A 23,596-nucleotide genomic window follows, 5' to 3' on the forward strand; every position below is an offset into this window, starting at 1 on the left:
CCGATGAGCACACGGCCCGCCCCCGAGCCCGACCCGGACGAAACCGCCCCGGGGCGGCCCGGCCCGGCCGAGGTGTTCGAGGACGGGTGCACCGGAGCGGCCGGGCGTCATCCGGGCGCGGCGGCGAAACCGCCGCACGGAGACCACACGGGCACACGACACCTGGATGCTCACCCGCAGGCAACCGGCAGGGGGGTGGGCTCGGTCGATCCGGAATCGCCTGGGGCCGAGGAGCTTCAGCACACGGTCCACACGCCGATCGACCGTATGGCTGTCTCGCCGGGCACGGTCGCCCGGCACCGTGCCGAGGACGCGGACCCGTCAGGTGCGGCGCTGGATCCATCGGTCGCTCGAGACACCACACCAGCCGCCTCCGGCGAGGTCGCGGCCAGCACCGGTGAAGACCAGCCCGCCGCACCGACACGAACCGCGGGCGCCGGGCAAGAAGCGTCGTCCGCGAAATCGGAACGGCAAGCGGCGGAGCAAGACTCGGACGCAACCCGCATGCAGGTCAACCGTCCCTACACCCCATCGGTCACGACGGAACAGACAGCGGCCGACCAAGACTCCGACTCGACCCGGATACAGGCCGATCATCCGGACACACCGTCGGGCACTGTCGCGTGGACGCGCGACTCCGGACCGGAGAAGCCCCCGGCGTTCGCGCCGGACGAAATCCCCGGCACGGAAAAGGCGGGCGACCAGCCGGTGACCGCGGCGGCGGGACCCGACCAAACGCGCCGCACCGCATCCGAACCCACGTCGTCGCCGCTGCGCACCTCCGGACGCAGCGTGCGCACCGCGCGCACCCGTCCGGCGGTGCGGCGGCTCGGCGCGGGACTGGTGCCGATTCCGACGGTGACGCCCGCCGATCCCCGCGACGCCGTCCTCACCGACGCGGTGGTCTCCGAGGGCAGGCGATTCTGCTGGCGCTGCGGCAAACCGGTCGGCCGGGCGACGGCGACCCGGCCCGCGACCACGGCGGGCACGTGCGCGACCTGCGAGGCGCCCTTCGACTTCCGTCCCACGCTGCACGCGGGAGACATGGTGGCGGGGCAGTACGAGGTGCAGGGCTGCATCGCGCACGGCGGACTCGGCTGGATCTACCTGGCGATCGACCGCAATGTCAGCGATCGCTGGGTCGTGCTGAAGGGCCTGCTGCACAGCGGTGACGGCGAAGCGCAGGCGGTGGCCATGGCCGAACGCCAATTCCTGGCCGAGGTGGCGCACCCGAGCATCGTCAAGATCTACAACTTCGTCGAGCACACCGGCGCCGACGGCACACCGGTCGGTTACATCGTCATGGAGTACGTGGGCGGCCGGTCGCTGCGCGACATCCTCGACTCCTACGAACGCCCGAAGCGCATGCCGGTCGCCGAGGCGATCGCCTATCTGCTGGAAATCCTGCCCGCGCTGGAGTATCTGCACTCGACCGGCCTGACCTACAACGATCTCAAGCCCGACAACGTCATGGTCACCGAGGACCAGGTGAAGCTGATCGACCTCGGCGCCGTCGCCACCATCGAGGCATACGGAAACCTCTATGGCACCAGGGGTTTCCAGGCGCCGGAAATCTCGCGAACCGGCCCGACCGTCGCCTCCGACATCTATACCGTGGGGCGCACGCTGGCCGTGCTGACCCTGCGCATGCCTTCGGAGCACGGACGCTATCTCGACGGGCTCCCCGATCCCGCCGACGAGCCGGTGCTGGCGCGCTACGAGTTCTTCCATCGACTGCTGCTGTGTGCCACCGACCCGGATCCGCGGCGGCGCTTCCCCTCGGCCCGTGCGATGTCCGCGCAGCTGTCCGGCGTGCTGCGGGAGATCCTCGCGTTGGAGACCGACACCGAGCACCCGCAGTTGTCCACCGTCTTCGCGCCGCCGCGGACCAGTTTCGGCACCGAGGAGCTGATCAGCCAGACCGACGCCTACACCGACGGCCGTCCGCGCAGCAGCATGCTCGACGCCCGCGACGTGGTGGCCGGGTTGCCGATCCCGCTGCTCGATCCGGTCGATCCGGCCGCATCCCTGCTCTCGGCCGCGGTGCATCCAGAGCCGGACCACGCGCTGGAGGCGCTGCGCACCGTCCGCGAACGAGCCGAGGCCGATCCCGGCAACGCCCCGGAGACGCTCGATCTGGAACTCTCCCTCGCCGAGGCGCGCGTGCGGCTCGATCTGCGGGAGTCGGCCACCGTCCTGGACCTGCTCGCGCGGTTGCCCGAGCGGGAGTGGCGGGTGAGCTGGTACCGCGGTATGGCCGAGTTGCTCGAGCGGGAGTACGAGCGCGCCTTCTCGAATTTCGACGAGGTCCTCCGTGTGCTCCCCGGCGAGCTGGCTCCTCAGCTCGCCCTCGCCGCCACGGCCGAACTCATTCTCCAGCATTGGGATTCACCGGATCCCGAGCAATGGCGCGCGTACGCCGAAAAGGCGTACGAGACCGTGTGGCGCACCGACCGCACCGTGGTGAGCGCTGCCTTCGGGCTGGCCAGGCAGCTGGCCGCGGACGGCAGGGTGGACGAGGCCGTGCGGGCGCTGGACGCCGTGCCCGCCGCGTCGCGGCATTTCACCACCGCACGGATGACCGCCGTACTGTTCCTGCTCACGGCCGCGCCGGTGGCCGATCTCGACGAGGCAACCCTGCACATCTCGGCGTCCCGGGTGCTGAGCCTGCCCACGGGCGAAGGTCGGGCGGTGCAGATGCGGGTGCTGGTGCTCGGCGCCGCCTTGGCCTGGCTGCAAGCGGGCAACACGCCGAAACGTCCCGATGCCACGCTGTTCGGCGCGCCGTTCACCGAACGCGAACTGCGGACCGGCACCGAGGCGGGGCTGCGCTCGCTGGCCCGCGGAGCGCCCGATCGCAAACATCGCTACGCGCTCGTCGACCTGGCGAACGCTATTCGCGCGAAGACCTGGATCTAGCCGCGCCGCTCGACCAGTCGCCGTGCGGCGCGGGCGATGGCCAGCTCCTCGTTGGTCGGCACCACGAGCACCGCGACCGGCGCGCCGGACGGGGAGATGAGTCGCGCGGCACGGCTTTCCGCGATGTTGGCCACCGGATCGACTTCGATGCCGAACCGGCTCAGCCCGGCCAGGGCGTCGGCGCGCACCTGCGGACTGTTCTCCCCGACTCCGGCGGTGAAGGTGATCGCGTCGACCCCGCCGAGTTCGATCAGATACGCCCCGAGGTAACGCCGCAGCCGATGGATGTACACGTCGTAGGCCAGCCGCGCGGCCTCGTCCCCGCTCGCGATGAGGCGCCGCAGTTCGCGGAAATCGTTCACGCCGGACAGGCCCTTGATGCCGGAATCCCGGTTGAGCAGGGCGTCGATCTGGTCGATGTCCAGGTGTGCCGACCGCGCCAGATGCGCGACGATGCCGGGATCGAGATCGCCGGACCTGGTGCCCATCACCAGCCCTTCCAGCGGGGTGAGGCCCATGCTGGTGTCGACCGGCCGACCGCCCCGGATGGCCGACGCCGACGCGCCGTTGCCGAGATGGAAGACGATCTGGTTCAGCTCGGCGGGGTCGCGGCCGAGCAGCTCGGCCGCACGGCCGGACACGTACTCGTGCGAGGTGCCGTGGAAGCCGTACTTCCGGATGCCGTGCGCGGCGGCCACCTTGGCGTCGATGGCGTAGGTCTTGGCGGCGGCGGGCAAGCCGTGGAAGAACGCCGTGTCGAACACGGCGACCTGCGGCACTCCCGGCAACAGCGCCCGCGCGCTCTCGATCCCGGCGACGTTGGCCGGATTGTGCAGCGGCGCCAGCGCGGCGAGTTCGGAGATCGAGGCCACCACGTCGTCGTCGATCAGGGTGGGCCGGTAGAATACCTCGCCGCCGTGCACCACCCGGTGCCCGACCGCTCGCACGCCCTCGCGTACCAGATCATGGCCCGTCGCGGCGAAGGTGTCGAAGACCAGCCGCAACCCGGCGGCGTGGTCGGCGATCGGCTCGCGGCGCTCGGTGGTCTCGCCGTCGACGCGATGCTCGAGCCCGCCCTCGTCCTCACCGATCCGCTCGACCATGCCGGAGGCCGCGACCACACCCGAATCGGGATCCAGCAGTTGATATTTGATGGACGAGGAGCCGGAGTTGATCACCAGCACCATGTTCTCGGCCGTCTCGCTCATCGAACCTCCCGCATCCCGCGCGCCCGCATCAACTCTCCTGCGCCTGAATGGCGGTGATCGCCACGGTGTTGACGATGTCGGCCACGAGTGCGCCGCGCGACAGGTCGTTGACCGGCTTGCGCAGGCCTTGCAGCACCGGTCCGATGGCGATCGCTCCCGCGCTGCGCTGCACCGCCTTGTAGGTGTTGTTGCCGGTATTGAGGTCGGGAAACACGAACACCGTCGCGCGGCCGGCCACTTCGGAATCGGGCAGCTTGGCGTCGGCGACGGTCGGTTCGATCGCCGCGTCGTATTGGATCGGGCCCTCCACCGGCAGCTCCGGCGCGCGTTCACGCGCCAGTTTGGTCGCCACGCGCACCTTGTCCACGTCGGCCCCGCTGCCCGATTCGCCCGTCGAATACGACAGCATCGCGACCCGGGGTTCGATGCCGAAGCGTTCGGCGGTCGCCGCGGAGGAGATCGCGATATCGGCCAGCTGTTGTGCCGTCGGGTCCGGCACGACCGCGCAGTCACCGTAGGCGAGCACCCGGTCGGCCAGGCACATGAGAAACACGCTGGAGACGGTGGAGACCCCTTCCACCGTCTTGATGATCTCCAGCGAGGGCCGGATGGTGTGCGCCGTGGTGTGCGCCGCGCCGGAGACCATGCCGTCGGCGATCCCCTTGTACACCATCATGGTGCCGAAATACGAGATGTCGGCGACGGTTTCGCGGGCCCGCTCCACCGTCATGCCCTTGTGTCTGCGCAGTTCGGCGTACTCGGCGGCGAACTCGTCCAGGTAACCGGAGGTGCGCGGGTCGAGCACCTGCGCGGCGGAGATGTCCACCCCGAGTTCGGCGGCACGCGCGCGCACCGTCGTCTCGTCGCCCAGGATGACCAGGTCGGCGATCTTGCGCTGCAACACCCGGCCCGCGGCGCGCAGGATACGGTCGTCGTCACCCTCGGGCAGCACGATGCGCTTGCGATCGGCTCGTGCGCGCTCGATGAGCTGGTATTCGAACATCTGCGGCGTGACCACCGGACTGGGCGGAACATCGACGCGCCGCAACAGTTCCACGGCGTCCACGCGTTCTTCCATCAGCGCCAGGGCGGTGTCCACCTTGCGTGGGTTGCCCGCGGACATCCGCCCGCGGGTGCGGTAGGCGGCTCCTGCCGTGTCGTAGGTGCCGAGTTCGGTGGTGAGGATCGGCAGTTTGGGCTTGAGCCCGGTCATCAGCCGCGCCACCGCGGGATGCGGCAGCAGGCCACCGTTCATGATGATGCCCGACAGCGACGGAAAGCCCTCCGCCTCGTGCGCGTTGACGACGCTGAGCAGCACGTCCGACCGATCGCCCGGCGCGATCACCACCACGCCCTCGACCAGCCGTTCCAGGATGTGTTCCGCCGTCATGCCGCCGACCATGATCTTCAGCGCCTCACGGTGCAGCAATTCCGGATCGCCGCTGTACATCTCGCCGCCGATGGCGGTGCACAGCTCGGCCATGGTCGGCGCGATCAACAGCGGGACCTCGGGCAGCGTCCAGGAGGGGACGCCGAAGCCGCGCAGCGCCGAGGCCACCTCGTCCAGCCGCTGCGGGTCGCAGCGATTGGCGATGACGGCGACCAGCTGCGCGTGCTCGTGGGCCAGCTCGGCCGCGCACAGGTCGGCCAGCTGCTTCACCTCGTCCGGGGTGCGTCCGGCGCCGCGCACCACCAGCAGCACCGGTGCGCCCAGATTGACCGCGATCCTGGCGTTGAAGCGCAACTCGCTCGGGCTCGCCACGTCGGTGTAGTCGCTGCCGACCACGACCACCGCGTCGCACATCTTGGCGACCTCGTGGAAGCGCAGCACGATCTCGCTGATCGCCGCGTCCGGGTCGGCGTGCACCTGCTCGTAGGTGGTGCCGATCGCCTGCGCGTAGTCGATGTCCGCCGTGCTGTGCTCGAGCAGCAGTTCGAGGATGTAGTCGGGCTCGGTGGTCGAGCGCGTGATCGGCCGGAACACGCCGACCCGCGCGGTCGTCGCACACAGCATCTGCAGCACCCCGAGGGCCACCGTCGACTTGCCGGTGTCGCCCTCGGGAGAGGCGATGTACACGGCGGATAGAGCGTTGTCGGCCATGCCGCAGAGCTTAGTGAACCGAGGGCAACCGGGCCGCGCCGCGCGACGGTGATCACTCGCCGGGCAAGCGAGCGCGGCCGCCGCAGGGCCGTCCCGGAACACTCCGGGCCGCGACGGCAGCCGGTCTGCCGGCCGGTTTCCGCCCCGCTATAGTCCGGGCATGGCTGAGCAATTTCCGGATCGGCAGTGGGGTTCGCGCACCAATCTGTTCGCCCGCGCGGCAAGCAGATTCGCGGCCACCAAGCCGGGCTCCCGGTTGGTCCGCGCCCTCACCCCGCTGGACCGGGCGGTCCTGGAGCGCACCGGCGCCAAGTACACCGTGCTCGGCCCGATCGGCGCGCCGGTCATCCTGCTCACGACCATCGGACGCAAATCCGGGCAGCCGCGCACCCAGCCGTTGCTCTACGTGCACGACGGCGACACGCTCTACGTGATCGGCAGCAACTTCGGCCAGGCACACCACCCCGCCTGGACCGCCAACCTCCTGGCCAACCCCACCGCCACGGTAGCGATAGCCGGCGAACGCATCCCCGTAACCGCCACCCCCGTCGAAGACCCCGACAAAACCCCCATCTTCCAACGCTTCGTCGACATCACCGGCGCCTACGCCGCCTACCGCTCCCGCACCACCCGCGACCTCCGCATCTTCGCCCTCCGCCGGGCATGACGCCGCGAGTGGCACACCACCGCGGCATCGGCCGAAAGGGCATCGCCGTGGTGTGCCACTCGTGAACGTCAGGCGAGGGCGCGCAGGCGTGGGGCGAGGTCGCGCTGGAAGAGGTCGAGGAAGCGGCGCTGGTCGTGGCCGGGGGCGTGGAAGACCAGGTGGTTGAGGCCGGCGTCGAGGTAGGGCTTGATCTGGGCGACCGCCTCGTCGGGGTCGCTCGCGACGATCCAGCGCTTGGCGATCTGCTCGATGGGCAGCGCGTCGGCGGCGGCCTCCATCTCGATCGGGTCGGTGATGCTGTGCTTCTGCTCCGCGGTGAGCGAGAGCGGGGCCCAGAACCGGGTGTTCTCCCTGGCCAGTTCGGGATCGGTGTCGTAGGACAGCTTGATCTCGATCATCCGGTCGATGACCTCCACGCTGCGCCCGGCCTTCGCGGCGCCCTCGGCGACGGCGGGCATCAACTTCTCGGTGTAGAGGTCCATGCCCTTGCCCGACGTGCAGATGAAGCCGTCGCCCGCGCGTCCCGCGTACCGCGCGACCAACGGGCCGCCCGCGGCGATGTAGATCGGGATGCCGCCCTTGGGCACGTCGTAGATGGAGGCGCCGACGGTCTTGTAGTACTCGCCGTCGTAATCGACGCGGTCGCCGGTCCACAGTGCGCGCATCAGGTCGACCGCCTCGCGCAGCCGCGCGAAACGCTCCTTGAACTCGGGCCATTCGCCGGTGTATCCGGTGGCGATCTCGTTGAGCGCCTCACCGGTGCCGACCCCCAGCATGACGCGATCCGGGTACAGGCAGCCCAAGGTGGCGAAGGACTGCGCGATCACCGCGGGGTTGTAGCGGAAGGTCGGAGTGAGCACCGAGGTGCCGAGCTGAATGCGCTGGGTACGCTCGCCGACCGCGGCCAACCAGGCCAGCGAGAAGGGCGCGTGCCCGCCTTTGTGCCGCCAGGGCTGGAAATGGTCGCTCACCGTGGCGCTGTCCAAGCCGTGTTGCTCGGCCAGCACCGCGATCTCGACGAGTTCACGGGGGCCGAACTGCTCCGCCGATGCCTTGTATCCGAGCTTGAGTCCACTCATCTGCCACGCTCCTCGCGTTTCGTTTCGCCGCCGTCGCGATCCGTTCTCGACAGTAGTCAACGCTGCCGCCTCCGCGCCGACGGCCTGGCGCGGATGATCTGCACAGCTTGCCGGTCGTGGCCGTTCCGGTCGCGGCGCGATAGCGGATAATGGCCCGCGTGACCGCAGACGAGCCGATCCTGTCCTACTTGACCGATATGGACGGCGTGCTGGTGCACGAGGACCATCTCATCCCGGGCGCCGACAAATTCCTCGCCGAATTGCGCGCCAACGACACCCCGTTCCTGGTGCTGACCAACAACTCGATCCGCACGCCGCGCGATCTACAGGCGCGGCTGCGGCACACCGGGCTGGACATCCCGGAAGAAGCGATCTGGACCTCCGCGCTGGCCACCGCCACCTTCCTGAACGAGCAGCGGCCCAACGGCACCGCGTACGTGGTGGGCGAATCCGGGCTCACCACCGCCTTGCACGAGATCGGCTACGTGCTGACCGACAGCGATCCCGATTACGTCGTGCTCGGCGAGACCCGCACGTACTCCTTCGAGGCGATCACCACCGCGATCCGGCTGGTCGAGCGAGGCGCCCGCTTCATCGCGACCAATCCGGACCCGACCGGTCCTTCCCGGGACGGCTCGCTGCCCGCGACCGGCTCGGTGGCCGCGCTGATCACCCGCGCCACCGGCCGCGACCCGTACTACGTCGGCAAGCCGAACCCGCTGATGATGCGCTCCGCGCTGCGTCGCATCGGCGCCCATTCCCAGTCGACGGTGATGATCGGCGACCGGATGGACACCGACGTCATCTCCGGCCTGGAGGCGGGCATGCGCACCATCCTGGTCACTTCCGGCATCTCCACCCGCGCGTCCTTCGAGGCCTTCCCCTACCGCCCCACGATGGTGGTGGACTCCGTCGCCGACCTGATCGGGAAGACCGGGTCCCCGTTCACGGATTGAGCGGTGCGTCCCCGTCGCCTTCCGTGGTGATCGCGTCCACGGCGGCGGACAACGCGGTGAGCGCCTCGACCGCGCGCGCGAGCTGCTCGTGGCCGAGCTCGTCCACGAGCCGTTCGGCCATCACCTTGTGCCGCGGGTTGATGCGGCGTACCGCGGCCAGTCCCGACTCGGTGATGGCGACGAGTTTCGCGCGGCGGTGCGCGGGATTGGGTCGGTATTCGGCGAGTCCCTTGTCCACCAACAGATCCGCGATGCGCTGGACGCTCTGCCGGGTGATGCCCATTTCGCGGGCGATGCCCGCGACAGGCAGCGGCGTGCGCGTCACCGCTCCGAGCACCTGCCACCAGGCGGCGGTCAGACCCGCCGGTCGGGCCAATTCCTCGGCCACCGCGAGGAATTGACCGTTCAGGCGGAACGACGTGATCGCCGCCGTGGCGAACAACTCCTGTTCAGGGGTCATGCGGCACCTCCCGATGTCGGCGATCCGGCCGGATCACCGGCAATTCTCGCTTACGCGTGCTCCGCGTCGTACTCCGCGAGCACCGCCCAGCCGCCGGGATCGGCGTGTGCGAACAACCGGTACCAGCCGTCCAGCACGTGCGGCTCGTACACGCCGAGCCTGCCGAGCACCTCGCGCGCGAATTCGAACGGCGCGCTCGCACTGGCGGTGATCACGTCACCGTCGGTGACAGCCGGGGCCTCGACATAGTGGTCCGCGCCCGCATAGCCGCTGTAGCGCAGGAATTCCGCGACATTGCTGGTGTGCCGGCGGTTGTCGAGCAAGCCGGCCTTGGCCAGGCCGAACGTCGCGCCGCAGATCGCGGCGACCGGCACGCCCGCGTCGACGAATTCGCGTGCCTTGTGCGCGAACGGGTCCAGCTCCGGCCCTTCCCAGGTATCCGCCCCCGGCAGGATCAGCATCGCGCTGTCGGCGGGCGTGAGATCGGCGAGCACGACGTCCGGCACGATGCGCATGCCTCCGATGGTGGTGATCGGCTCCGCACTCGGGCCGACCGTCTTCACCTGCCATGTTCCCGGCTCCCGGTGCCAGGTCGGCTTGTTGATGTGCGCGGTGGCCGCGCCCACCTCCCAATCGGCGAGCGTGTCGTAAACGGCCATGTGCACTGCCTTCATAGTCATGACAGTATGCTGTCATCTTTGACAGCATACTGTCAATAGCGAAGAGCGATTCTCCCGACGAACCGGCAACTACGCTGGGAGCATGCGAATCTCGGTGGCGGCGGACGAGCGGGTCGGAGTGGCCCGGGAACTGATCGACGAGTTGGGCAAGCGCGGCCACGAGATCGTGCCGCACGGCGCGCTGTGCGACACGGAACGCGACGACTGGGCATGGGCCAGCGAGGCGGCGGCCCGTGACGTCGCTTCCGGCGCGGCGGACCAGGCGATCGTCTGCTGCTGGACCGGCACCGGCGCCTCGATCGCGGCCAACAAGGTTCCCGGCGTGCGCGCCGCGCTCTGCGCCGACGCTTCGACCGCCGCGGGCGCCCGCACCTGGAACGACGCCAACGTCCTCGCCCTGAGCCTGCGTTCGACCTCCAGCGCCGAACTCCGGGAAATCCTCGATGCCTGGTTCACCACCGAACCGAGCGCAGGCCACGACGACCAGGCCAACATCGCCCATCTCTCCGAGATCGAACGGCGAGTCTGACGCAGGCTCCCTACCCGATCCGCAGGCGACCGCCGAGCGGGATCAGGACAGGGCGCGGTCGAGGTCGTCGAGGAGGTCTTCGACGTCTTCCAGGCCCACCGAGATACGCACGACGCCGTCGGTCAGGCCGATGGTGGCCCGGCCTTCGGGACCCATGGCGCGGTGGGTCGTGGTAGCCGGGTGCGTGATCAGGGTCTTCGCGTCACCGAGGTTGTTGGAGATGTCGACGATGCGCAACCGGTTGAGGACTTCGAAAGCGCGCTTCTTCGCCTCGTTCTCGGGTGCGCTCAGCTCGAAGGTGATCACGGTGCCGCCCGCGCTCATCTGACCGGTGGCCAGCGCGTACTGCGGATGAGATTCCAGGAACGGGTACCGCACCCAGCTGACGGCCGGGTTGCCCTCCAGGAAACGGGCGATGCGCAGGGCGGAGTCCGCCGAGTGGCGCACCCGCAGCGGCATCGTCTCCAGGCCCTTGAGCAGGGTCCACGCGTTGAACGGGCTCAGCGCCGGGCCGGTATGGCGCATCAGCGTTTTCACCGGGCCGTCGATGTAGTCCCGGTCGCCGAGGATCGCTCCGCCGAGCACGCGGCCCTGCCCATCGATGTGCTTGGTGCCCGAGTAGACCACCACGTCGGCGCCGAGTTCGAAGCCACGTTGCAGCAGCGGAGTGGCGAACACGTTGTCCAGCACCACTTTCGCGCCCGCCGCGTGCGCCAGCTCGGTCACCCGGCGCACGTCGACCAAGGTCTGCATCGGATTGGCGGGCGTCTCGAAGAACACCGCCTGGGTGGGCACCGACAGCGCCTGCTCCCACTGGTCGAGATCCTCGCCGTCGACGAAGACGGTCTCCACGCCCCAGCGCGGCAGGATCTCGTTGCACACCACGAAGCACGAGCCGAACAGGCTGCGCGCGGCGACGAGCCGGTCACCCGCCTTCAGCAGCGCGCCCAGCGCGGTGAACACCGCGGACATGCCGCTGGCGGTGGCGAAACACGCCTCGGCGCCGTCGATCAGGCGCATCCGCTCCTCGAACATGGCCACCGTGGGGTTGCCGTAGCGGGAGTACACGAAATGCTCGACCTCGCCGGTGAACGCGGCCTCCGCGGCCTCGGCGCTCTCGTAGACGAAGCCGGAGGTCAGATAGAGCGCCTCGGCGGTTTCCTCGAAACCGGAGCGCCGCAGCCCGCCGCGCACGCCCAGCGTCGCGGGACCGACGCCGTCGGGCAGCGGCTTGTCGAACGCGCCGCCGGTGATCACGACTGCCGCCAGGGCAATCCGAGGGCACGCCAGCCCGCGCCGCCGCGATGCCCGAATTCGTCGAGCGGGCCTTCGAAGCCCTCCAGCACGTTGTAGGAGGTGCGGTAACCCGCCGAGGTTGCGGCGATCGCCGCACCGATCGAACGCTGACCGGAGCGACAGAGGAAGACGACGGGAGCCTCGGGATCGTGGCCGTCGAGCGCCTGCTTCAACTGCTCGACGAACGTCTCGTTGCGCGCGCCCGTGGAATCGACCCACTCGATCAGCACGGTGGGCCGTTCGATCGAACTGGTGTCGGGGACGCCGACGAACTTCCATTCCGCTTCCGTCCGCACGTCCACGAGGACGGCCTCGGGATCGTCCCGCAGCAGCTCCCAGGCTTGCTGTGGGGTGATGTCACCGGCATAACTCATGTGCACCTCCTGCGAATCCGCACTTGCCGCGCCCGGGACCAAGGCGCCGCCAGGTCGTCACCCGGAGCACCCCACCGCGGAGGAGGGTTGCCGACCAGTAATGCCGGGGCTTGACACTGGTTCTCATGACCTTCGACTGAGATTGCACCGACCCGGGTCACCCTGTCAAACGGTGGCGCACACTGCGCGAACGCTCAGGTGCAGACCAGCCACTTACCGCCGGATCGGGTGAGATTCCAGGTCGAGGTCCGCTCCTGCCCGTCCACCTTCGTGGTCACGGTCGCCTTCCCCCGGTCGCCGTCCATGATCGGACTGTCGATTTTCGTGATCTCGACCGGCTTTCCGGCGCCGTCCTGCCCCGCCAGCGGCGAGCGGGTCGCGTCGAAACCCTGGCACGCGGTGCCGGGCGGCGGCACGGCGTCGCTGCGGTTGGAGCCGTCGACGAAATTGCGGACGGCCGCCGCGATGCGGTCGGCTTCTGTGACATTTTTCTCAGCGGGCGACAGCACGCCGCCGAGCACGATCGCGATCAGCACGATCGCCGCGACCACCGCGGCCGCGATGAACGGGGCCGCCGAGCGCTTGTCGGTCTGATCCACCCGGATGATCTCGTCCTCGCCCGGGGTCGGCTGCTGTTCGGTCATGGCTCGATGATCCCTGGTCGGCGCGGGTATCGAGCGATCGACCCCCGGCCGCGGACCAGGGCGGCGCCGGCCGGGTCCGGCCGTCCGCGATAGGCCGCGCGCGAGCGGGTAAGCGACGATTGTGGCTTTCGACGGCATCCGCCGAGTTCACGCACCGACGCGGGGTGGCATCGGCCATCCCGATAGAATCGCGGGACGGCGGCCTGCTGTCATAGCGAATCGGCAGCTCCACGCCGCGGCGAACGGAGCACCGTGCAGCCACGAGCCGGCAACGCAGGCGTGCGCCCCGAGGGCGCGACCGAGCCGGTGCGTCAACTTAGCCTAAGCTAAGCCAGACGTCATTAATTGTTTCGACCGTAAGGTGCGCGTAAAGAGATGACCGAACAGAGTGCAGTAGAGGATGGCGGTGTTCGCGAGCCCTCCGTGGTGACGCAGGCTTCCTCCGCCGGGCCTGACGCGCACACCGCGAGGACCCGCCCGCTCCGCATCGCGATCGTGGGCGCCGGTCCGGCCGGGATCTACGCCGCCGACGCGTTGATGAAGTCCGATGCCGAGGTGAGCATCGACCTGTTCGAGCGCATGCCCGCGCCGTTCGGGTTGATCCGCTACGGCGTCGCGCCGGACCACCCGCGGATCAAGGGCATCATCACCGCCCTGCACAAGGTGCTGGACAAGCCGCAGGTGCGCCTGCTGGGCAATATCGACTACGGCACCGACATCACACTGGACGACCTGCGGGCCTTCTACGACGCGGTGATCTTCTCCACCGGCGCCAACGCCGACCGCGCCCTGCCCATCCCCGGCATCGACCTCGACGGATCCTTCGGCGCCGCCGACTTCGTCTCCTGGTACGACGGCCACCCCGACGTCCCCCGCACCTGGCCGCTGGACGCGGAGAAGGTCGCCGTCCTCGGCGTGGGCAACGTCGCTCTCGACGTGGCTCGCGTGCTGGCCAAGACCGGCGACGAGTTGCTGCCCACCGAGATCCCGCCGAACGTCTACAAGGGCCTCAAGGCCAACAAGGCCGTCGAGGTGCACGTCTTCGGCCGCCGCGGGCCCGCCCAGGCCAAGTTCACCCCGCTGGAACTGCGCGAACTCGACCACTCCCCCACCATCGAGGTCATCGTCGACCCCGAGGACATCGACTACGACGAAGGCTCCGAAGCCGCGCGCAGGCATTCCAAGCAGGTCGACATGGTCGCCAACACGCTCGAGCAGTGGGCCATCCGCGACGCCGGTGACCGGCCGCACAAGCTGTTCCTGCACTTCTTCGAATCCCCCGCCGAAGTGCTCGGCGAGAACGGCAAGGTCGTCGGCCTGCGCACCGAGCGCACCCAGCTCGACGGCACCGGCAACGTCAAGGGCACCGGCGTGTTCAAGGACTGGGACGTGCAGGCGATCTATCGCGCCGTCGGCTATTTGTCGCAGAACCTGACCCAGCTGCCGTTCGACGACCAGGCGGGCACCGTGCCGAACGAAGCGGGTCGCGTGATCGCCGACGAGAACGCCGACGGCGCCGCGCGCTACATGCCCGCGACCTACGTCACCGGCTGGATCAAGCGCGGCCCGGTCGGCCTGATCGGCCACACCAAGGGCGACGCCAACGAGACCATCGCCTGCCTGCTGGACGATGCTCCCGGCTTCACCCCGGCGCAGCGCCCCGAACCCGAGGCCGTCACCGAGTTCTTGGAGAGCAAGGGCATCCCGTTCACCACCTGGGCAGGCTGGTACCGCCTCGACGCGCACGAACGCTCCCTCGGCGAGCCGGAGGGCCGCGAGCGCGTCAAGGTCGTCGAGCGCGAGGACATGCTGCGCGCCAGCGAACCGCACAAGGTCTGATCACCCCGGCTGCGAACCGACTCCGCTGCCACAACGACACCCCAGCTGTGGCAGCGGAAAATTCGACCCTGAGGCATTCTGTACAAGTGTTCGATGCCCACCTGCACATCTTCGACCCGCGATTTCCGCTGGCCGAGAACGAGGGCTACCTGCCCGACCCGTTCACCATCGCCGATTACCGCAAGCGCATGTCGCGCTTCGACGTCGCGGGCGGCGCGGTGGTCAGCGGGTCGTTCCAGGGCACGGACCAGACCTATCTGAAGGCCGCCCTCGCCGAACTCGGCGAGGGCTGGGTCGGCGTCACCCGGCTCGACTTGGACGCCACCGACGAGGAAATCCTCGAACTGGACCGCATCGGCGTGCGCGCGCTGCGGTTCAACCTCAAGCGGGCGGCGGCCGACATCACCGGAATGACGTTGCAGGCGTTGCGCGCGCACGAACTGGCCGGCTGGCACGTCGAGGTCTACATCGACGGCACGATGCTGGCGTCGCTGCAACCGGTCATCTCCAAGCTGCCCGCGCTGTCGGTCGACCATCTGGGCATGTCCGCGGAGGGGCTGCCCTTCCTGCTGGATCTCGTCGACCGCGGAGCCAAGGTCAAGGCGACCGGTTTCGGCCGGGTCGCGATGAATGTGGCCGACACGCTGCGCCGCGTCCACGCGGTGAATCCCGAAGCCCTCATGTTCGGCACCGACCTGCCCGGCACAAGGGCCGGACGCCCGTTCCGTGACTCTGATGTGGATCTGCTCTGCGACGTGGTGGGCACCGACATGTACGCGGTGCTGGAGGACAACGCGCGCGCGTTCTACCGGCTCCCGGCCCGCGAGCGCGTGGTCAGCGACGATCCGGCCCCCACGCTGCCGCTGTACCGCCCGGAACCGCCGACCCTCCGGCTGCGCCGCGACGATCTCCCGGAAAACCGGGCGGGCGATACGATTCCGTTCCCCGCCATCGATCGGTAGCGCTCAGACGGCGAAGACGCCGACGAGCCAGACCCCGGTGGCCAGCAACGCGCCGAAGAGTTCGATCAGGATGGACAGGCCGACGCCCTTCAACGCGTGCACCGTCGCCTGCCACGCTTCCCGGTTGACCCGCAGCCGCTGGAGTTCGGAAAGATACACGCCGAGAACGAAACCCACGAACAGGCCGATCACCGGGATCACGAAGAAACCGATGATGCCGAGGACCGCGCCGAGGAAGACCGCCCGGCCCGCCACGCCCGCGTCCTTCATCTTGCGTCCGGGCCACGTGTATTTGACGACGCCGGAAAGCACCAGCAACAACGCGCTGATCGCGAAAACCGTCCACGCCGTCGCGCCACCGGTGAGGAAGGCCCAGACGGCGATGGCCGCGAAGATCAGGATGACGCCCGGCAGGATCGGCACGACGACCCCGACGAGGCCGACCAGAATCGCGAGGCCGGCGAGAAGGTTGTACCACCCCTGATCAGACAGCGCTTCCACACGTGCAGCCTAGAGCGGCCCACAGCCGCGGGCGAGCCGTAGCAGCGCGGCGTTATTGTCATACTGTCAATACACCCCTCCCGGTCGCGTCCGGGAGGACACACCGGTCACCGGTGTGCTGGATCAACGACGAACCGAGGTAGGGCGTGAGCACTCCATCCACCGCCAAGCAGGGCCCGCTCGCGGGCATCAAGGTCATCGAGCTGGCCGGCATCGGTCCCGGTCCGCACGCCGCGCTGCTGCTCGCCGATCTGGGCGCCGACGTGGTGCGGGTGCAGCGCGCGGGTCAGCTGCCGGGCGGATTCGACCGGCCGCAGCTGCGCGGCCGGACCATCGTCGAGGCCGACCTCAAGGATCCCGCCGACATCGAGAAGGTGCTCGGCCTCGTCGAGAAGGCGGATGTGCTGATCGAGGGCTTCCGCCCCGGCGTCACCGAGCGGATGGGCCTGGGTCCGGACGACGCGCTGGCCCGCAACCCGCGCCTGGTCTACGGACGGATGACCGGCTGGGGCCAGGAGGGCCCGCTGGCCGACCGCGCGGGACACGACATCAACTACATCTCCATCACCGGCGTGCTGCACGCCATCGGCCGCAAGGGCGAACGCCCGGTCCCGCCGCTGAACATGGTGGGCGATTTCGGCGGCGGCTCGATGTTCCTGGTGTTCGGCATCCTCGCCGCGCTGGTCGAGCGGCAGCAGTCCGGTAAGGGCCAGGTGATCGACGCGGCCATGGTCGATGGCGCCCTTGCCCTTTCGCACATGATCTGGGGTATGCGCGGCTCGGGCGCCTGGTCCGACGAGCGCGGCGTCAACCTGCTCGACACCGGAATGTCGTTCTACGACACCTACGAGACCTCCGACGGCAAGTACATGGCGGTCGGCGCGATCGAACCGCAGTTCTACGCCCAGTTGCTCGCCGGCCTCGAGATCGACGCGGACGGCCTGCCCTTCCAGCTCGACCCCGCCGGGCAGGAGACGCTGAAAAAGCTGTTCACCGAACGTTTCCGGACCAAGACCCGGGACGAGTGGTCCGAGATCTTCACCGGCACCGACGCGTGCGTCTCACCCGTGCTCACCTTCGAGGAGGCGACGCGCAACGAGCACATCGCGGCTCGCGGCTCGTTGCTGGAGCTGGACGCCATCACCCAGCACGCCCCCGCGCCGCGATTCTCCCGCACTCCCAACGGGATTCCGACACCGCCGCCCACCACCGCGACGCCGATCGAGTCGGTCTGGGCAGACTGAGCACCCGGCGGGGTGCCGTGGCGCGTCGCCCGGCACTCCGTCCCGCTGCGGGTAATTGAAAATTACAACATACCAACCGGTTCGACAGCTCGGCACCGGGCCTGCCATACTGTCCGCGAGCAGGCGGCTTTCGTGGGCAGCGAACTTCTCCGGGCATCGTCCGGTCCGCTCCTTGACCGCCGCTCGAGTTGGCGGCCGAGGCGCCGTGCGAGCTTCCGCACGCCGCCCGGGCACGACCAGGGCCAGTCCCGAGGGGTGACCGGCCACTCGTGCCCGGCGGCGCTCGGAGGGGAGTGCCGCCGGCGGCGGCTCCCCTCCCCCGGATCAGAACAGCGAAATCTCCTCAGTAGCAGGTCAAGGGCGTCAGCGGGTCCGCGGCGCGGGGCGTCAGCGCGGCATAGGCGGACGCGATGGCCTTGACCGCCAACCGCAATTCGGGCTCCCGGTGGGTGAACGGCAGCCGCAGGAACCTTTCGAACGCGCCCTGTACGCCGAATCGGGGCCCGGCGGCGAGCAATACGCCGTGGTTGGGCGCCGTGGCGGCGAGCGCGGTGGAGACCGAGGTCGGCAGCTGCGCCCACACCGACATGCCGCCCGCGCCGACGGTGACGCGCCAGTCCGGTAGTTCCTCGGCGAGCGTGTCGAGCAGAGCGGCACGCTGCGAACGCAACTGGTCGCGGCGGCGGTCGAGAATCACGTCCGCGTGCTCGAGCAGGTGCACGGTGGCCAGCTGGTCCATGACGGGGGTACCGAGGTCGACGGTGGAGCGGATGCCGAGGAGCTTGGTGATCAGCGTCTGATTGGTCCGTATCCAGCCGACCCGCAGACCGCCCCAGAACGATTTCGAGGCCGAGCCGATGGTGATGATCTCGGAGCCTTTGGCGAAGGCGGCGACCGGCGGCGGTGCGATGTCCGTGCCGAGGCCGAGATCGGCCATGGATTCGTCGATCACGACGGTCATCCTGGTATCCCTGGCGATGGCGGCCAGTTCGGCGCGGCCGTCGGCGTCCAGCAGCAAGCCGGTCGGGTTGTTGTAGTCCGGCACCAGGTAGGCCAGGCTCGCCGCGGTCTGCCGGGCGGCACTGCGGATTCCGTCGAGATCCCAGCCGCCCGCCGGATCCTCCGGCCGCAGCGGCACCGGCACCGGCCGGGCGCCGACGTCGCGGATCGCCTCGATGGCGTTCGGATAGGTGGGGTGATCGATGAGCACACGGGCGGCGGGCGCGGTCAGCACGTTCAGCAGCAGGCGCAGGCCGTGCTGGGCGCCGAGGGTGACCAGGATCTGGTCGGGTTCGGTCGGCAGCCCGCGCGCGGTGTAGCGGCGGGCGATCGCCTCCCGCAGCGCCAGCACGCCGACCGGGTCCATGCCGTGCGTGCCGAGGTAGGCCGGAATCCCTTCCAGGGCAGCTGAGTACGCGTCCTGCATCTCCAGCGGGGCGGCCATCGCGGCATAGGTCATGTCGATGGTCGGCAGTTCGGGCGAGGCCATCATCGCCAGGATGCTCCTGGCCGGTTTGACGCCGTCGTGCTGCACGTCCCGGGGCAGGGCCACCGTGCTGCGCGAGCCCTGGCGGCTGATCAGGTAGCCGTGTTCGCGCAGCAGCGCGTAGGTGGAGGTGATGGTGGTGCGGCTGACCCCGAGGGTGGCGGCGAGATCGCGTTCGCTGGGCAAGGCGACACCCAGCGGTGCGCGACCGTCGTGGATCAGCAGGCGGATGCCTTCGGCGAGGGCCAGATAGGCCGGACGGGCGGAGCGCCGCCCGGCCGGATCCGGATCACCGTCGTGCGCGTGCCGCCAACGGCCCAGATCGCGGGCCAAACTGCCCGCGCCGATCACTCTCGTCGCCATGCGGTCCAGTATCGGCCGATTGGATATTCCTTGGCAAGGCCAGTAGCGCGCACGCTGGCGGACATGACCGCCCTCGCCACCCTGTTCCTGGTCGCCCTGTCCGGCTACCTGATCCACCGCTTCGCGCCGAAACGCGACGAGCGCGCCTTCCGTCTCGAGCGCTTCCACCCGGGCACGCCGATGTCCGACCACATCCCTTCACACTACGATTACCAGCGGCGATACTCTGATCTCGCCGCGATACACGGCCGACTGGATGTGCCGGATCCGGGCGTGCCCAACGGCGCGTAATCCTCACGAAGCCTCTCGGGACCGCCCGCTTCGAGGCACGGAAGAGCGCTGACGAAAGCCATAGCGCCCGCATCAGGCCAGTGCGGCAGCCACCCGCGTCCCGTCATGTGACTTCAGGTCTCTCCACCGCGCGCACCCGGCTCGGCTACCGCTTCTTCAAAGGCCAGTTCTGAATAACTGGACTGCTAATTGCCTATTTGTCGGTCCCACGGTGCAGACTTGGCTCCATGAGTGACGCCATGAGCCTCGCCGCCGATCGTCCGGCGACCGAGGCCATCGGTTCGGCCACGGAGCCCCCGATCCCGGTCCGTCCCGCGCCGACCCGCCGAGCCGCGGCGACGCTGTTCGACACCGTGATCGGCTGCTGCGCGATCGCGTGGAGCGATGCGGGTGTGATCCGATTCCAGCTCCCGGAGGCGAGCACGGCGGCCACCCGGGCGCGCATCACCCGCGCACACGCGGGCGAGAAGCTGAACGAAGAGCCACCCACCGGCGCGATGGCCGAGGCCATCGCGGGTATCCGCGCCCACCTCGCGGGCGAACTCGACGACCTGCGTTGGATCTCCGTGGACACCAGCGGGATTCCGCAGTTCCACCGCGCCGTCTACGCCGTCACGCGCGCTATCGACCCCGGCCGCACCCTCAGCTACGGCCAGGTCGCCGACCGCGTCGGCGCGCCCGGCGGCGCGCAGGCGGTCGGACAGGCATTGGGCCGCAACCCGATCCCGCTGATCATCCCGTGCCACCGCGTGCTCGCCGCCGACCACGCCCTGCACGGCTTCTCCGCCCCGGGCGGTATCGACACCAAGCAGCGTTTGCTGACCATCGAGCGCACACCGGGATTCGGCGAACCCACGCTGTTCTGAGCCGCTCTCGTCCGTCGCCTTCCTCCACGGCTCTTTCGGCCGACCTGCTCGGCATGCCGCCCTGGCCGCGCGGGAGCCCGCGTCGGCATGCCTGATTCGGCTGCGGCCGAAGCCGAGGCTCGATGGAATCGGAGTCCCCACCGGCGTACGCGACCACACCGGCTCGATATTCGAGCGGAGCTAGTCCGAGCATCCGATGTTCGCGCCGCGGGCGCTGCGAAACTACAGCACCGGGTGCGCTCGAAAGAATTCGCAGGCGTCGCCGGTGATGTAGCCGTCCTCGCAGCCGAAATAAGTCTGAATACAGGCGTTCGTCGAGCAACCGAGTTCGATCAGCTTCTGCCGGATCCGGGCGTTGCGCTCCTGAGGCGTCTCGGTCTTCGACGCCACCGTCGCCGACGGGCGCGCCGAACTGGTTACCGGTTGCGGCTGCCCGTCCGAGCACCCGGCGGCCAGGAGGATTCCGGCTGCCAGCGCGCAGATCACCGCGGCCGGTCGCCAGGTCATCCTCCGCTCCCCGACTCGCCGCGCATCAGCGCCCCGAGGGACTCGCGATCGGTGACGTCCATTTTGATGCAGGCCCGGTAGAGGTGGCCCTCCACGGTGCGCACCGACACCGTGAGCCGGTCGGCGATCTGCCGGTTGGACAGACCCGCGGCGACGAGGTTCGCGATCTCGCGTTCCCGCGCGGTCAAGGGCAAGGGCTGCGCCGCCTGCCGCAGCGCCGGGGTGCTCGCTCCGCCGCAGGCGGCGGCCAGGCGGTTGGCCATGGCGGCGGACTCCAGCAACCTGCGCCGATCCCCGGAACGCTCATGGGCCGACGCGGCCTGCGCCGCGGCGTCGGCGGCCGACAGCAGCACGCCGAGACGCTCGAATTCGGCTGCCGCCGCGTCCAGCCCGGGTCCGTCGTGGGCGGCGAGCGCCACCGCGTGCCGGGCCTGCGTCTGCACCAGCCGTCCTTCCACCCGGACGGCCAGCTCCGCCAGCCGTCCGGACACCGAATGGTCGCCGAAGCGGGCCGCGGCGTGCAGTGCCATGGCCTCGATCGCGTGCTGATGCGAGTGTGCGGCCGCGTCGGCGGCGCCCACCGCGATCCGGATGGCCGGGGTCACGGTTCCTTCGGCGGCGGCCAGCCAAGCGCGGGCCACTTCCAGCTGCGGTTCGTACACCGCGCTGTGCCTTCCGCCCCGGGCGGTGGCATGCGCGATCGACTCGGCGGCCTCGGCGGCGCGCCCGAGCGCCGAATACGCCTCCGCCAGACGGATTCGCGCGGGGAACATCCACGCGGCTGCGCCCTCCGCGGCCAGTGCGGCCAGCGCCTGTTCCAGATTGTCGATGCCGTCCAGGAACCGCCCCTGCGCCACATCGACGGTGCCCTGCAGGATCTTCGACATGCCCCAGGCCAGATACTGCCCCGGCGAGGAGTAGCCGACGAACGACCCGGCACGGCGTCGCGCGGCGTCCAGATCACCGGTGAAGGTCAGGGCGAGCACCTCGGCGTGTGTGGACATGAAGCGGTTGAGCCCGTCGATGTGCTCTTCCGCCTCGTGCCCGCGGGCCGCGTACTGCCTGGCCTCTTCTCCCCTGCCCATCAACGCCAGCGCCAGGCCGCCACCGAACGCCGCCCACCACACCGCCCACGGCGGCGCGCCGTCGGCGGAGATCACCGTCTCGGCTTCGGCGATCGCGTCGTCGACCCGGTTCTCGTTGACCAGGCTCGCGGAGGCCAGCCCGGTGAAGATCGCCGCGATCTTCGGATGCCGCACCTTCCCGCGCACCAGCTTCAGCACCTCGTCGGCGCGATCGGCATCGCCCATGGCCCACAACAGGTTCGCCACCCGGGTGCTGCCCCAGCGTGCCAGCTGCACCTCGTCGAGCTGGTCGGGGTCGAAGCTGGCCAGGGTGCGCTCGGCCTCGATCCGATGTCCCTGCCAGAGCAGGGCGCGCGCCAGCAGGTCGGCGGCCTCCACGCCGCCGCGCCGCTCCACCGCGGCGCGGGCGAAGCGCTCGCCCAGCGGCAGATTCGCCAATCCGATCGCGTCGGCCGCGGCCGCCTCGAACAATTCCAGATCCGCGGATTTGTCGCTGTCCAGCGCCAATTCGGCCAACCGGATACGGTCGGCGGCGGAATTGATCCGGCGCTCCTTCAGCGACGAATACAACCTGCCACGCAGCCGTCGCGCCGAGGCGATGCCCAGCCTGCGCCGGATCACCTCGCCGAACAGCGGATGGTTGTAGCGGACGATCAGATCCCGGGAATTTTCCACGACCCGGATCACCCCGCGCGTTTCGGCGGCTTCCACCGCGTCCTCGCCCGCCAATTCGGCGAGGACGTCGAGATCGATCGGCTCACAGAAGGTCAGCAGTTCCAGCACCCGCAGCACCGGCTCTGGCAGTTGCTCGACCCGATCCTCCAGCAGCGCGGCCAGCTCCGAGGTCACCGCGGCGCGGCCGCGCAACTGCCACACCCCGTTGACCTGGCGCAGCGTGCCCGCCTCCAGCGCGCCCTCGACCAGATGCCGCAGGAACAACGCGTTTCCGGCGGAGGACTCCCACATCAGATTGGCGGTGAACCCCTCGAGCTGCCCGCCGAGCATCGACTCCACCAGCTCGACGCTCTGGCGCTGGGTGAACGGACGCAGGTCGATGCGCGTCAGGTGACCGTCTTTCCACAGCGAGGTGACCGCGTCCGGCACCGGAACGCCGCTGCGCACGGTCACCACGATGTGCGCGGCTTTGTCGATGGCCAGCTGGAGCAGCAGGGTGGCGGAGAGTTGATCGAGCAGATGCGCGTCGTCCACGCCGATCACGGTGTCCCCGTCGGCGAGCAACGCCTCGCGCGCCGCCGACATGAAGGTGACCGGATCGTGCGCCGTATAGACGCCGACCATGTGCGCGAAGACCCCCAGGGGAATGCTGCGCGCCGATTCGGTGCCCGCCACCCAGCGAACATTGCCGCCGAGCGCGGACGTGGCATGCCTGGCCAAGGTGGTCTTGCCCACCCCGGCGTCGCCGGTCAGCACCACACCGACGTGCTCCGAACCGGTCAGCGCCGCGCGGATCGCCTCGAATTCGCTTTCGCGCTCGATCATCGGCCAGTTCCGAGCCATGCTCTAACTGTAGTTCTTCAC

The 23,596-nt window shown here is 69.5% G+C and carries 21 protein-coding genes and 1 riboswitch; of the genes, 9 read left to right on the forward strand and 12 right to left on the reverse strand.

The annotated features are described in order from the left end of the window. The first annotated feature begins 3 nt into the window (after window positions 1–3). Window positions 4–2,919, forward strand: coding sequence for a tetratricopeptide repeat protein (locus ABZ420_RS16015; protein WP_357122692.1), 2,916 nt, complete (start codon window positions 4–6; stop codon window positions 2,917–2,919). Here ABZ420_RS16015 and ABZ420_RS16020 read toward each other — a convergent pair. Both ABZ420_RS16020 and pta read right to left on the reverse strand, forming a co-directional pair. Further along, entirely contained in the window at window positions 2,916–4,127 is a 1,212-nt protein-coding gene (locus tag ABZ420_RS16020) for an acetate kinase (protein ID WP_357122695.1), read from the reverse strand. The two genes, ABZ420_RS16015 and ABZ420_RS16020, sit on opposite strands and share 4 nt — an antisense overlap. Before the next feature lie 28 nt (window positions 4,128–4,155). Further along, complete coding sequence (gene pta, locus ABZ420_RS16025; RefSeq protein WP_357122698.1) at window positions 4,156–6,228, reverse strand: phosphate acetyltransferase; 2,073 nt, start codon at window positions 6,226–6,228, stop codon at window positions 4,156–4,158. A gap of 160 nt (window positions 6,229–6,388) precedes the next feature. Here pta and ABZ420_RS16030 point away from each other — a divergent pair, with 160 nt between their 5' ends. Next, the gene (locus tag ABZ420_RS16030) at window positions 6,389–6,895 is read left to right on the forward strand and encodes a nitroreductase/quinone reductase family protein (protein ID WP_062967849.1); all 507 of its coding nucleotides are present in this window, start codon (window positions 6,389–6,391) and stop codon (window positions 6,893–6,895) included. A 68-nt stretch (window positions 6,896–6,963) separates the two neighbouring features. Here ABZ420_RS16030 and fgd read toward each other — a convergent pair whose 3' ends face one another. Continuing rightward, complete coding sequence (fgd, locus tag ABZ420_RS16035) at window positions 6,964–7,974, reverse strand: glucose-6-phosphate dehydrogenase (coenzyme-F420) (RefSeq protein WP_040870708.1); 1,011 nt, start codon at window positions 7,972–7,974, stop codon at window positions 6,964–6,966. A 149-nt stretch (window positions 7,975–8,123) separates the two neighbouring features. On the opposite strand from fgd, the gene ABZ420_RS16040 reads away from it, so the two are divergent. Beyond that, complete coding sequence (locus ABZ420_RS16040) at window positions 8,124–8,930, forward strand: HAD-IIA family hydrolase (RefSeq protein ID WP_040870710.1); 807 nt, start codon at window positions 8,124–8,126, stop codon at window positions 8,928–8,930. Here ABZ420_RS16040 and ABZ420_RS16045 read toward each other — a convergent pair. After that, window positions 8,920–9,390: a MarR family transcriptional regulator gene (locus ABZ420_RS16045; protein WP_357122702.1), complete on the reverse strand. Its 471-nt coding sequence runs from the start codon at window positions 9,388–9,390 to the stop codon at window positions 8,920–8,922. The two genes, ABZ420_RS16040 and ABZ420_RS16045, sit on opposite strands and share 11 nt — an antisense overlap. 50 nt (window positions 9,391–9,440) lie before the next feature. Continuing rightward, window positions 9,441–10,070 carry a type 1 glutamine amidotransferase family protein gene (locus tag ABZ420_RS16050; RefSeq protein WP_357122705.1) on the reverse strand — a complete coding sequence of 210 codons (630 nt, stop codon included), beginning with the start codon at window positions 10,068–10,070 and terminating at the stop codon, window positions 9,441–9,443. 82 nt (window positions 10,071–10,152) lie between these two features. Here ABZ420_RS16050 and ABZ420_RS16055 point away from each other — a divergent pair, with 82 nt between their 5' ends. Beyond that, a complete protein-coding gene (locus ABZ420_RS16055) occupies window positions 10,153–10,599 on the forward strand; it encodes an RpiB/LacA/LacB family sugar-phosphate isomerase (protein WP_357122708.1) in 447 nt (148 codons plus the stop codon). 42 nt (window positions 10,600–10,641) lie between these two features. Here the strand turns inward: ABZ420_RS16055 and ABZ420_RS16060 are convergent, their stop codons facing one another. The 3 genes from ABZ420_RS16060 to ABZ420_RS16070 all read right to left on the reverse strand — a co-directional run bounded on the left by ABZ420_RS16060 (window position 10,642) and on the right by ABZ420_RS16070 (window position 12,913). Further along, window positions 10,642–11,856, reverse strand: a complete 1,215-nt coding sequence (locus tag ABZ420_RS16060) for an O-succinylhomoserine sulfhydrylase (protein ID WP_357122710.1) — start codon at window positions 11,854–11,856, stop codon at window positions 10,642–10,644. Continuing rightward, window positions 11,853–12,269, reverse strand: a complete 417-nt coding sequence (locus tag ABZ420_RS16065) for a rhodanese-like domain-containing protein (protein ID WP_062968324.1) — start codon at window positions 12,267–12,269, stop codon at window positions 11,853–11,855. Before ABZ420_RS16065 ends, ABZ420_RS16060 begins: the two co-directional genes overlap by 4 nt. A 14-nt stretch (window positions 12,270–12,283) precedes the next feature. Then, a riboswitch (SAM riboswitch) is annotated at window positions 12,284–12,400 on the reverse strand. A 63-nt stretch (window positions 12,401–12,463) separates the two neighbouring features. Beyond that, window positions 12,464–12,913: a hypothetical protein gene (locus ABZ420_RS16070; RefSeq protein ID WP_062967841.1), complete on the reverse strand. Its 450-nt coding sequence runs from the start codon at window positions 12,911–12,913 to the stop codon at window positions 12,464–12,466. A 375-nt stretch (window positions 12,914–13,288) separates the two neighbouring features. Between ABZ420_RS16070 and ABZ420_RS16075 the strand changes: the two genes are divergently transcribed. Together ABZ420_RS16075 and ABZ420_RS16080 are read left to right on the forward strand one after the other, a co-directional pair. Then, window positions 13,289–14,752 carry an FAD-dependent oxidoreductase gene (locus ABZ420_RS16075; protein WP_357122713.1) on the forward strand — a complete coding sequence of 488 codons (1,464 nt, stop codon included), beginning with the start codon at window positions 13,289–13,291 and terminating at the stop codon, window positions 14,750–14,752. Window positions 14,753–14,838: 86 nt separating this feature from the next. Beyond that, on the forward strand, window positions 14,839–15,714 hold the full coding sequence (locus ABZ420_RS16080; RefSeq protein WP_357122716.1) for an amidohydrolase family protein: 876 nt from the start codon (window positions 14,839–14,841) through the stop codon (window positions 15,712–15,714). Window positions 15,715–15,717: 3 nt separating this feature from the next. Here ABZ420_RS16080 and ABZ420_RS16085 read toward each other — a convergent pair whose 3' ends face one another. After that, complete coding sequence (locus ABZ420_RS16085) at window positions 15,718–16,215, reverse strand: DUF456 domain-containing protein (protein ID WP_357122719.1); 498 nt, start codon at window positions 16,213–16,215, stop codon at window positions 15,718–15,720. 146 nt (window positions 16,216–16,361) lie between these two features. Here ABZ420_RS16085 and ABZ420_RS16090 point away from each other — a divergent pair, with 146 nt between their 5' ends. Further along, window positions 16,362–17,459 carry a CaiB/BaiF CoA-transferase family protein gene (locus ABZ420_RS16090; RefSeq protein WP_357122722.1) on the forward strand — a complete coding sequence of 366 codons (1,098 nt, stop codon included), beginning with the start codon at window positions 16,362–16,364 and terminating at the stop codon, window positions 17,457–17,459. Between the two features lie 343 nt (window positions 17,460–17,802). Here the strand turns inward: ABZ420_RS16090 and ABZ420_RS16095 are convergent, their stop codons facing one another. Next, window positions 17,803–19,308 carry a PLP-dependent aminotransferase family protein gene (locus ABZ420_RS16095; RefSeq protein ID WP_357122725.1) on the reverse strand — a complete coding sequence of 502 codons (1,506 nt, stop codon included), beginning with the start codon at window positions 19,306–19,308 and terminating at the stop codon, window positions 17,803–17,805. A 30-nt stretch (window positions 19,309–19,338) separates the two neighbouring features. Between ABZ420_RS16095 and ABZ420_RS16100 the strand changes: the two genes are divergently transcribed. Both ABZ420_RS16100 and ABZ420_RS16105 read left to right on the forward strand, forming a co-directional pair. Continuing rightward, complete coding sequence (locus tag ABZ420_RS16100; protein WP_357122728.1) at window positions 19,339–19,599, forward strand: hypothetical protein; 261 nt, start codon at window positions 19,339–19,341, stop codon at window positions 19,597–19,599. Between the two features lie 227 nt (window positions 19,600–19,826). After that, window positions 19,827–20,465, forward strand: a complete 639-nt coding sequence (locus ABZ420_RS16105; RefSeq protein ID WP_357122731.1) for a methylated-DNA--[protein]-cysteine S-methyltransferase — start codon at window positions 19,827–19,829, stop codon at window positions 20,463–20,465. 222 nt (window positions 20,466–20,687) lie between these two features. On the opposite strand, the gene ABZ420_RS16110 is transcribed toward ABZ420_RS16105, so the two are convergent. Then, on the reverse strand, window positions 20,688–20,972 hold the full coding sequence (locus ABZ420_RS16110; RefSeq protein ID WP_357122734.1) for a hypothetical protein: 285 nt from the start codon (window positions 20,970–20,972) through the stop codon (window positions 20,688–20,690). Beyond that, entirely contained in the window at window positions 20,969–23,575 is a 2,607-nt protein-coding gene (locus tag ABZ420_RS16115; protein WP_357122737.1) for a LuxR C-terminal-related transcriptional regulator, read from the reverse strand. Before ABZ420_RS16115 ends, ABZ420_RS16110 begins: the two co-directional genes overlap by 4 nt. Window positions 23,576–23,596: the final 21 nt, after the last annotated feature.

It is taken from the genome of Nocardia sp. NPDC005745 (assembly GCF_040630775.1).
Lineage (GTDB): Bacteria > Actinomycetota > Actinomycetes > Mycobacteriales > Mycobacteriaceae > Nocardia.

Bases quoted from the DNA above. Each gene is read 5' to 3' on its own strand.
- ABZ420_RS16110 (WP_357122734.1), bottom strand. From the start codon at position 20,972: ATGACCTGGCGACCGGCCGCGGTGATCTGCGCGCTGGCAGCCGGAATC.
- ABZ420_RS16070 (WP_062967841.1), bottom strand. From the start codon at position 12,913: ATGACCGAACAGCAGCCGACCCCGGGCGAGGACGAGATCATCCGGGTG.
- ABZ420_RS16065 (WP_062968324.1), bottom strand. From the start codon at position 12,269: ATGAGTTATGCCGGTGACATCACCCCACAGCAAGCCTGGGAGCTGCTG.
- ABZ420_RS16040 (WP_040870710.1), top strand. From the start codon at position 8,124: ATGGCCCGCGTGACCGCAGACGAGCCGATCCTGTCCTACTTGACCGAT.
- fgd (WP_040870708.1), bottom strand. From the start codon at position 7,974: ATGAGTGGACTCAAGCTCGGATACAAGGCATCGGCGGAGCAGTTCGGC.
- ABZ420_RS16105 (WP_357122731.1), top strand. From the start codon at position 19,827: ATGAGTGACGCCATGAGCCTCGCCGCCGATCGTCCGGCGACCGAGGCC.
- ABZ420_RS16075 (WP_357122713.1), top strand. From the start codon at position 13,289: ATGACCGAACAGAGTGCAGTAGAGGATGGCGGTGTTCGCGAGCCCTCC.
- ABZ420_RS16055 (WP_357122708.1), top strand. From the start codon at position 10,153: ATGCGAATCTCGGTGGCGGCGGACGAGCGGGTCGGAGTGGCCCGGGAA.
- ABZ420_RS16020 (WP_357122695.1), bottom strand. From the start codon at position 4,127: ATGAGCGAGACGGCCGAGAACATGGTGCTGGTGATCAACTCCGGCTCC.
- ABZ420_RS16015 (WP_357122692.1), top strand. From the start codon at position 4: ATGAGCACACGGCCCGCCCCCGAGCCCGACCCGGACGAAACCGCCCCG.
- ABZ420_RS16115 (WP_357122737.1), bottom strand. From the start codon at position 23,575: ATGGCTCGGAACTGGCCGATGATCGAGCGCGAAAGCGAATTCGAGGCG.
- pta (WP_357122698.1), bottom strand. From the start codon at position 6,228: ATGGCCGACAACGCTCTATCCGCCGTGTACATCGCCTCTCCCGAGGGC.
- ABZ420_RS16050 (WP_357122705.1), bottom strand. From the start codon at position 10,070: ATGACTATGAAGGCAGTGCACATGGCCGTTTACGACACGCTCGCCGAT.
- ABZ420_RS16095 (WP_357122725.1), bottom strand. From the start codon at position 19,308: ATGGCGACGAGAGTGATCGGCGCGGGCAGTTTGGCCCGCGATCTGGGC.
- ABZ420_RS16045 (WP_357122702.1), bottom strand. From the start codon at position 9,390: ATGACCCCTGAACAGGAGTTGTTCGCCACGGCGGCGATCACGTCGTTC.
- ABZ420_RS16030 (WP_062967849.1), top strand. From the start codon at position 6,389: ATGGCTGAGCAATTTCCGGATCGGCAGTGGGGTTCGCGCACCAATCTG.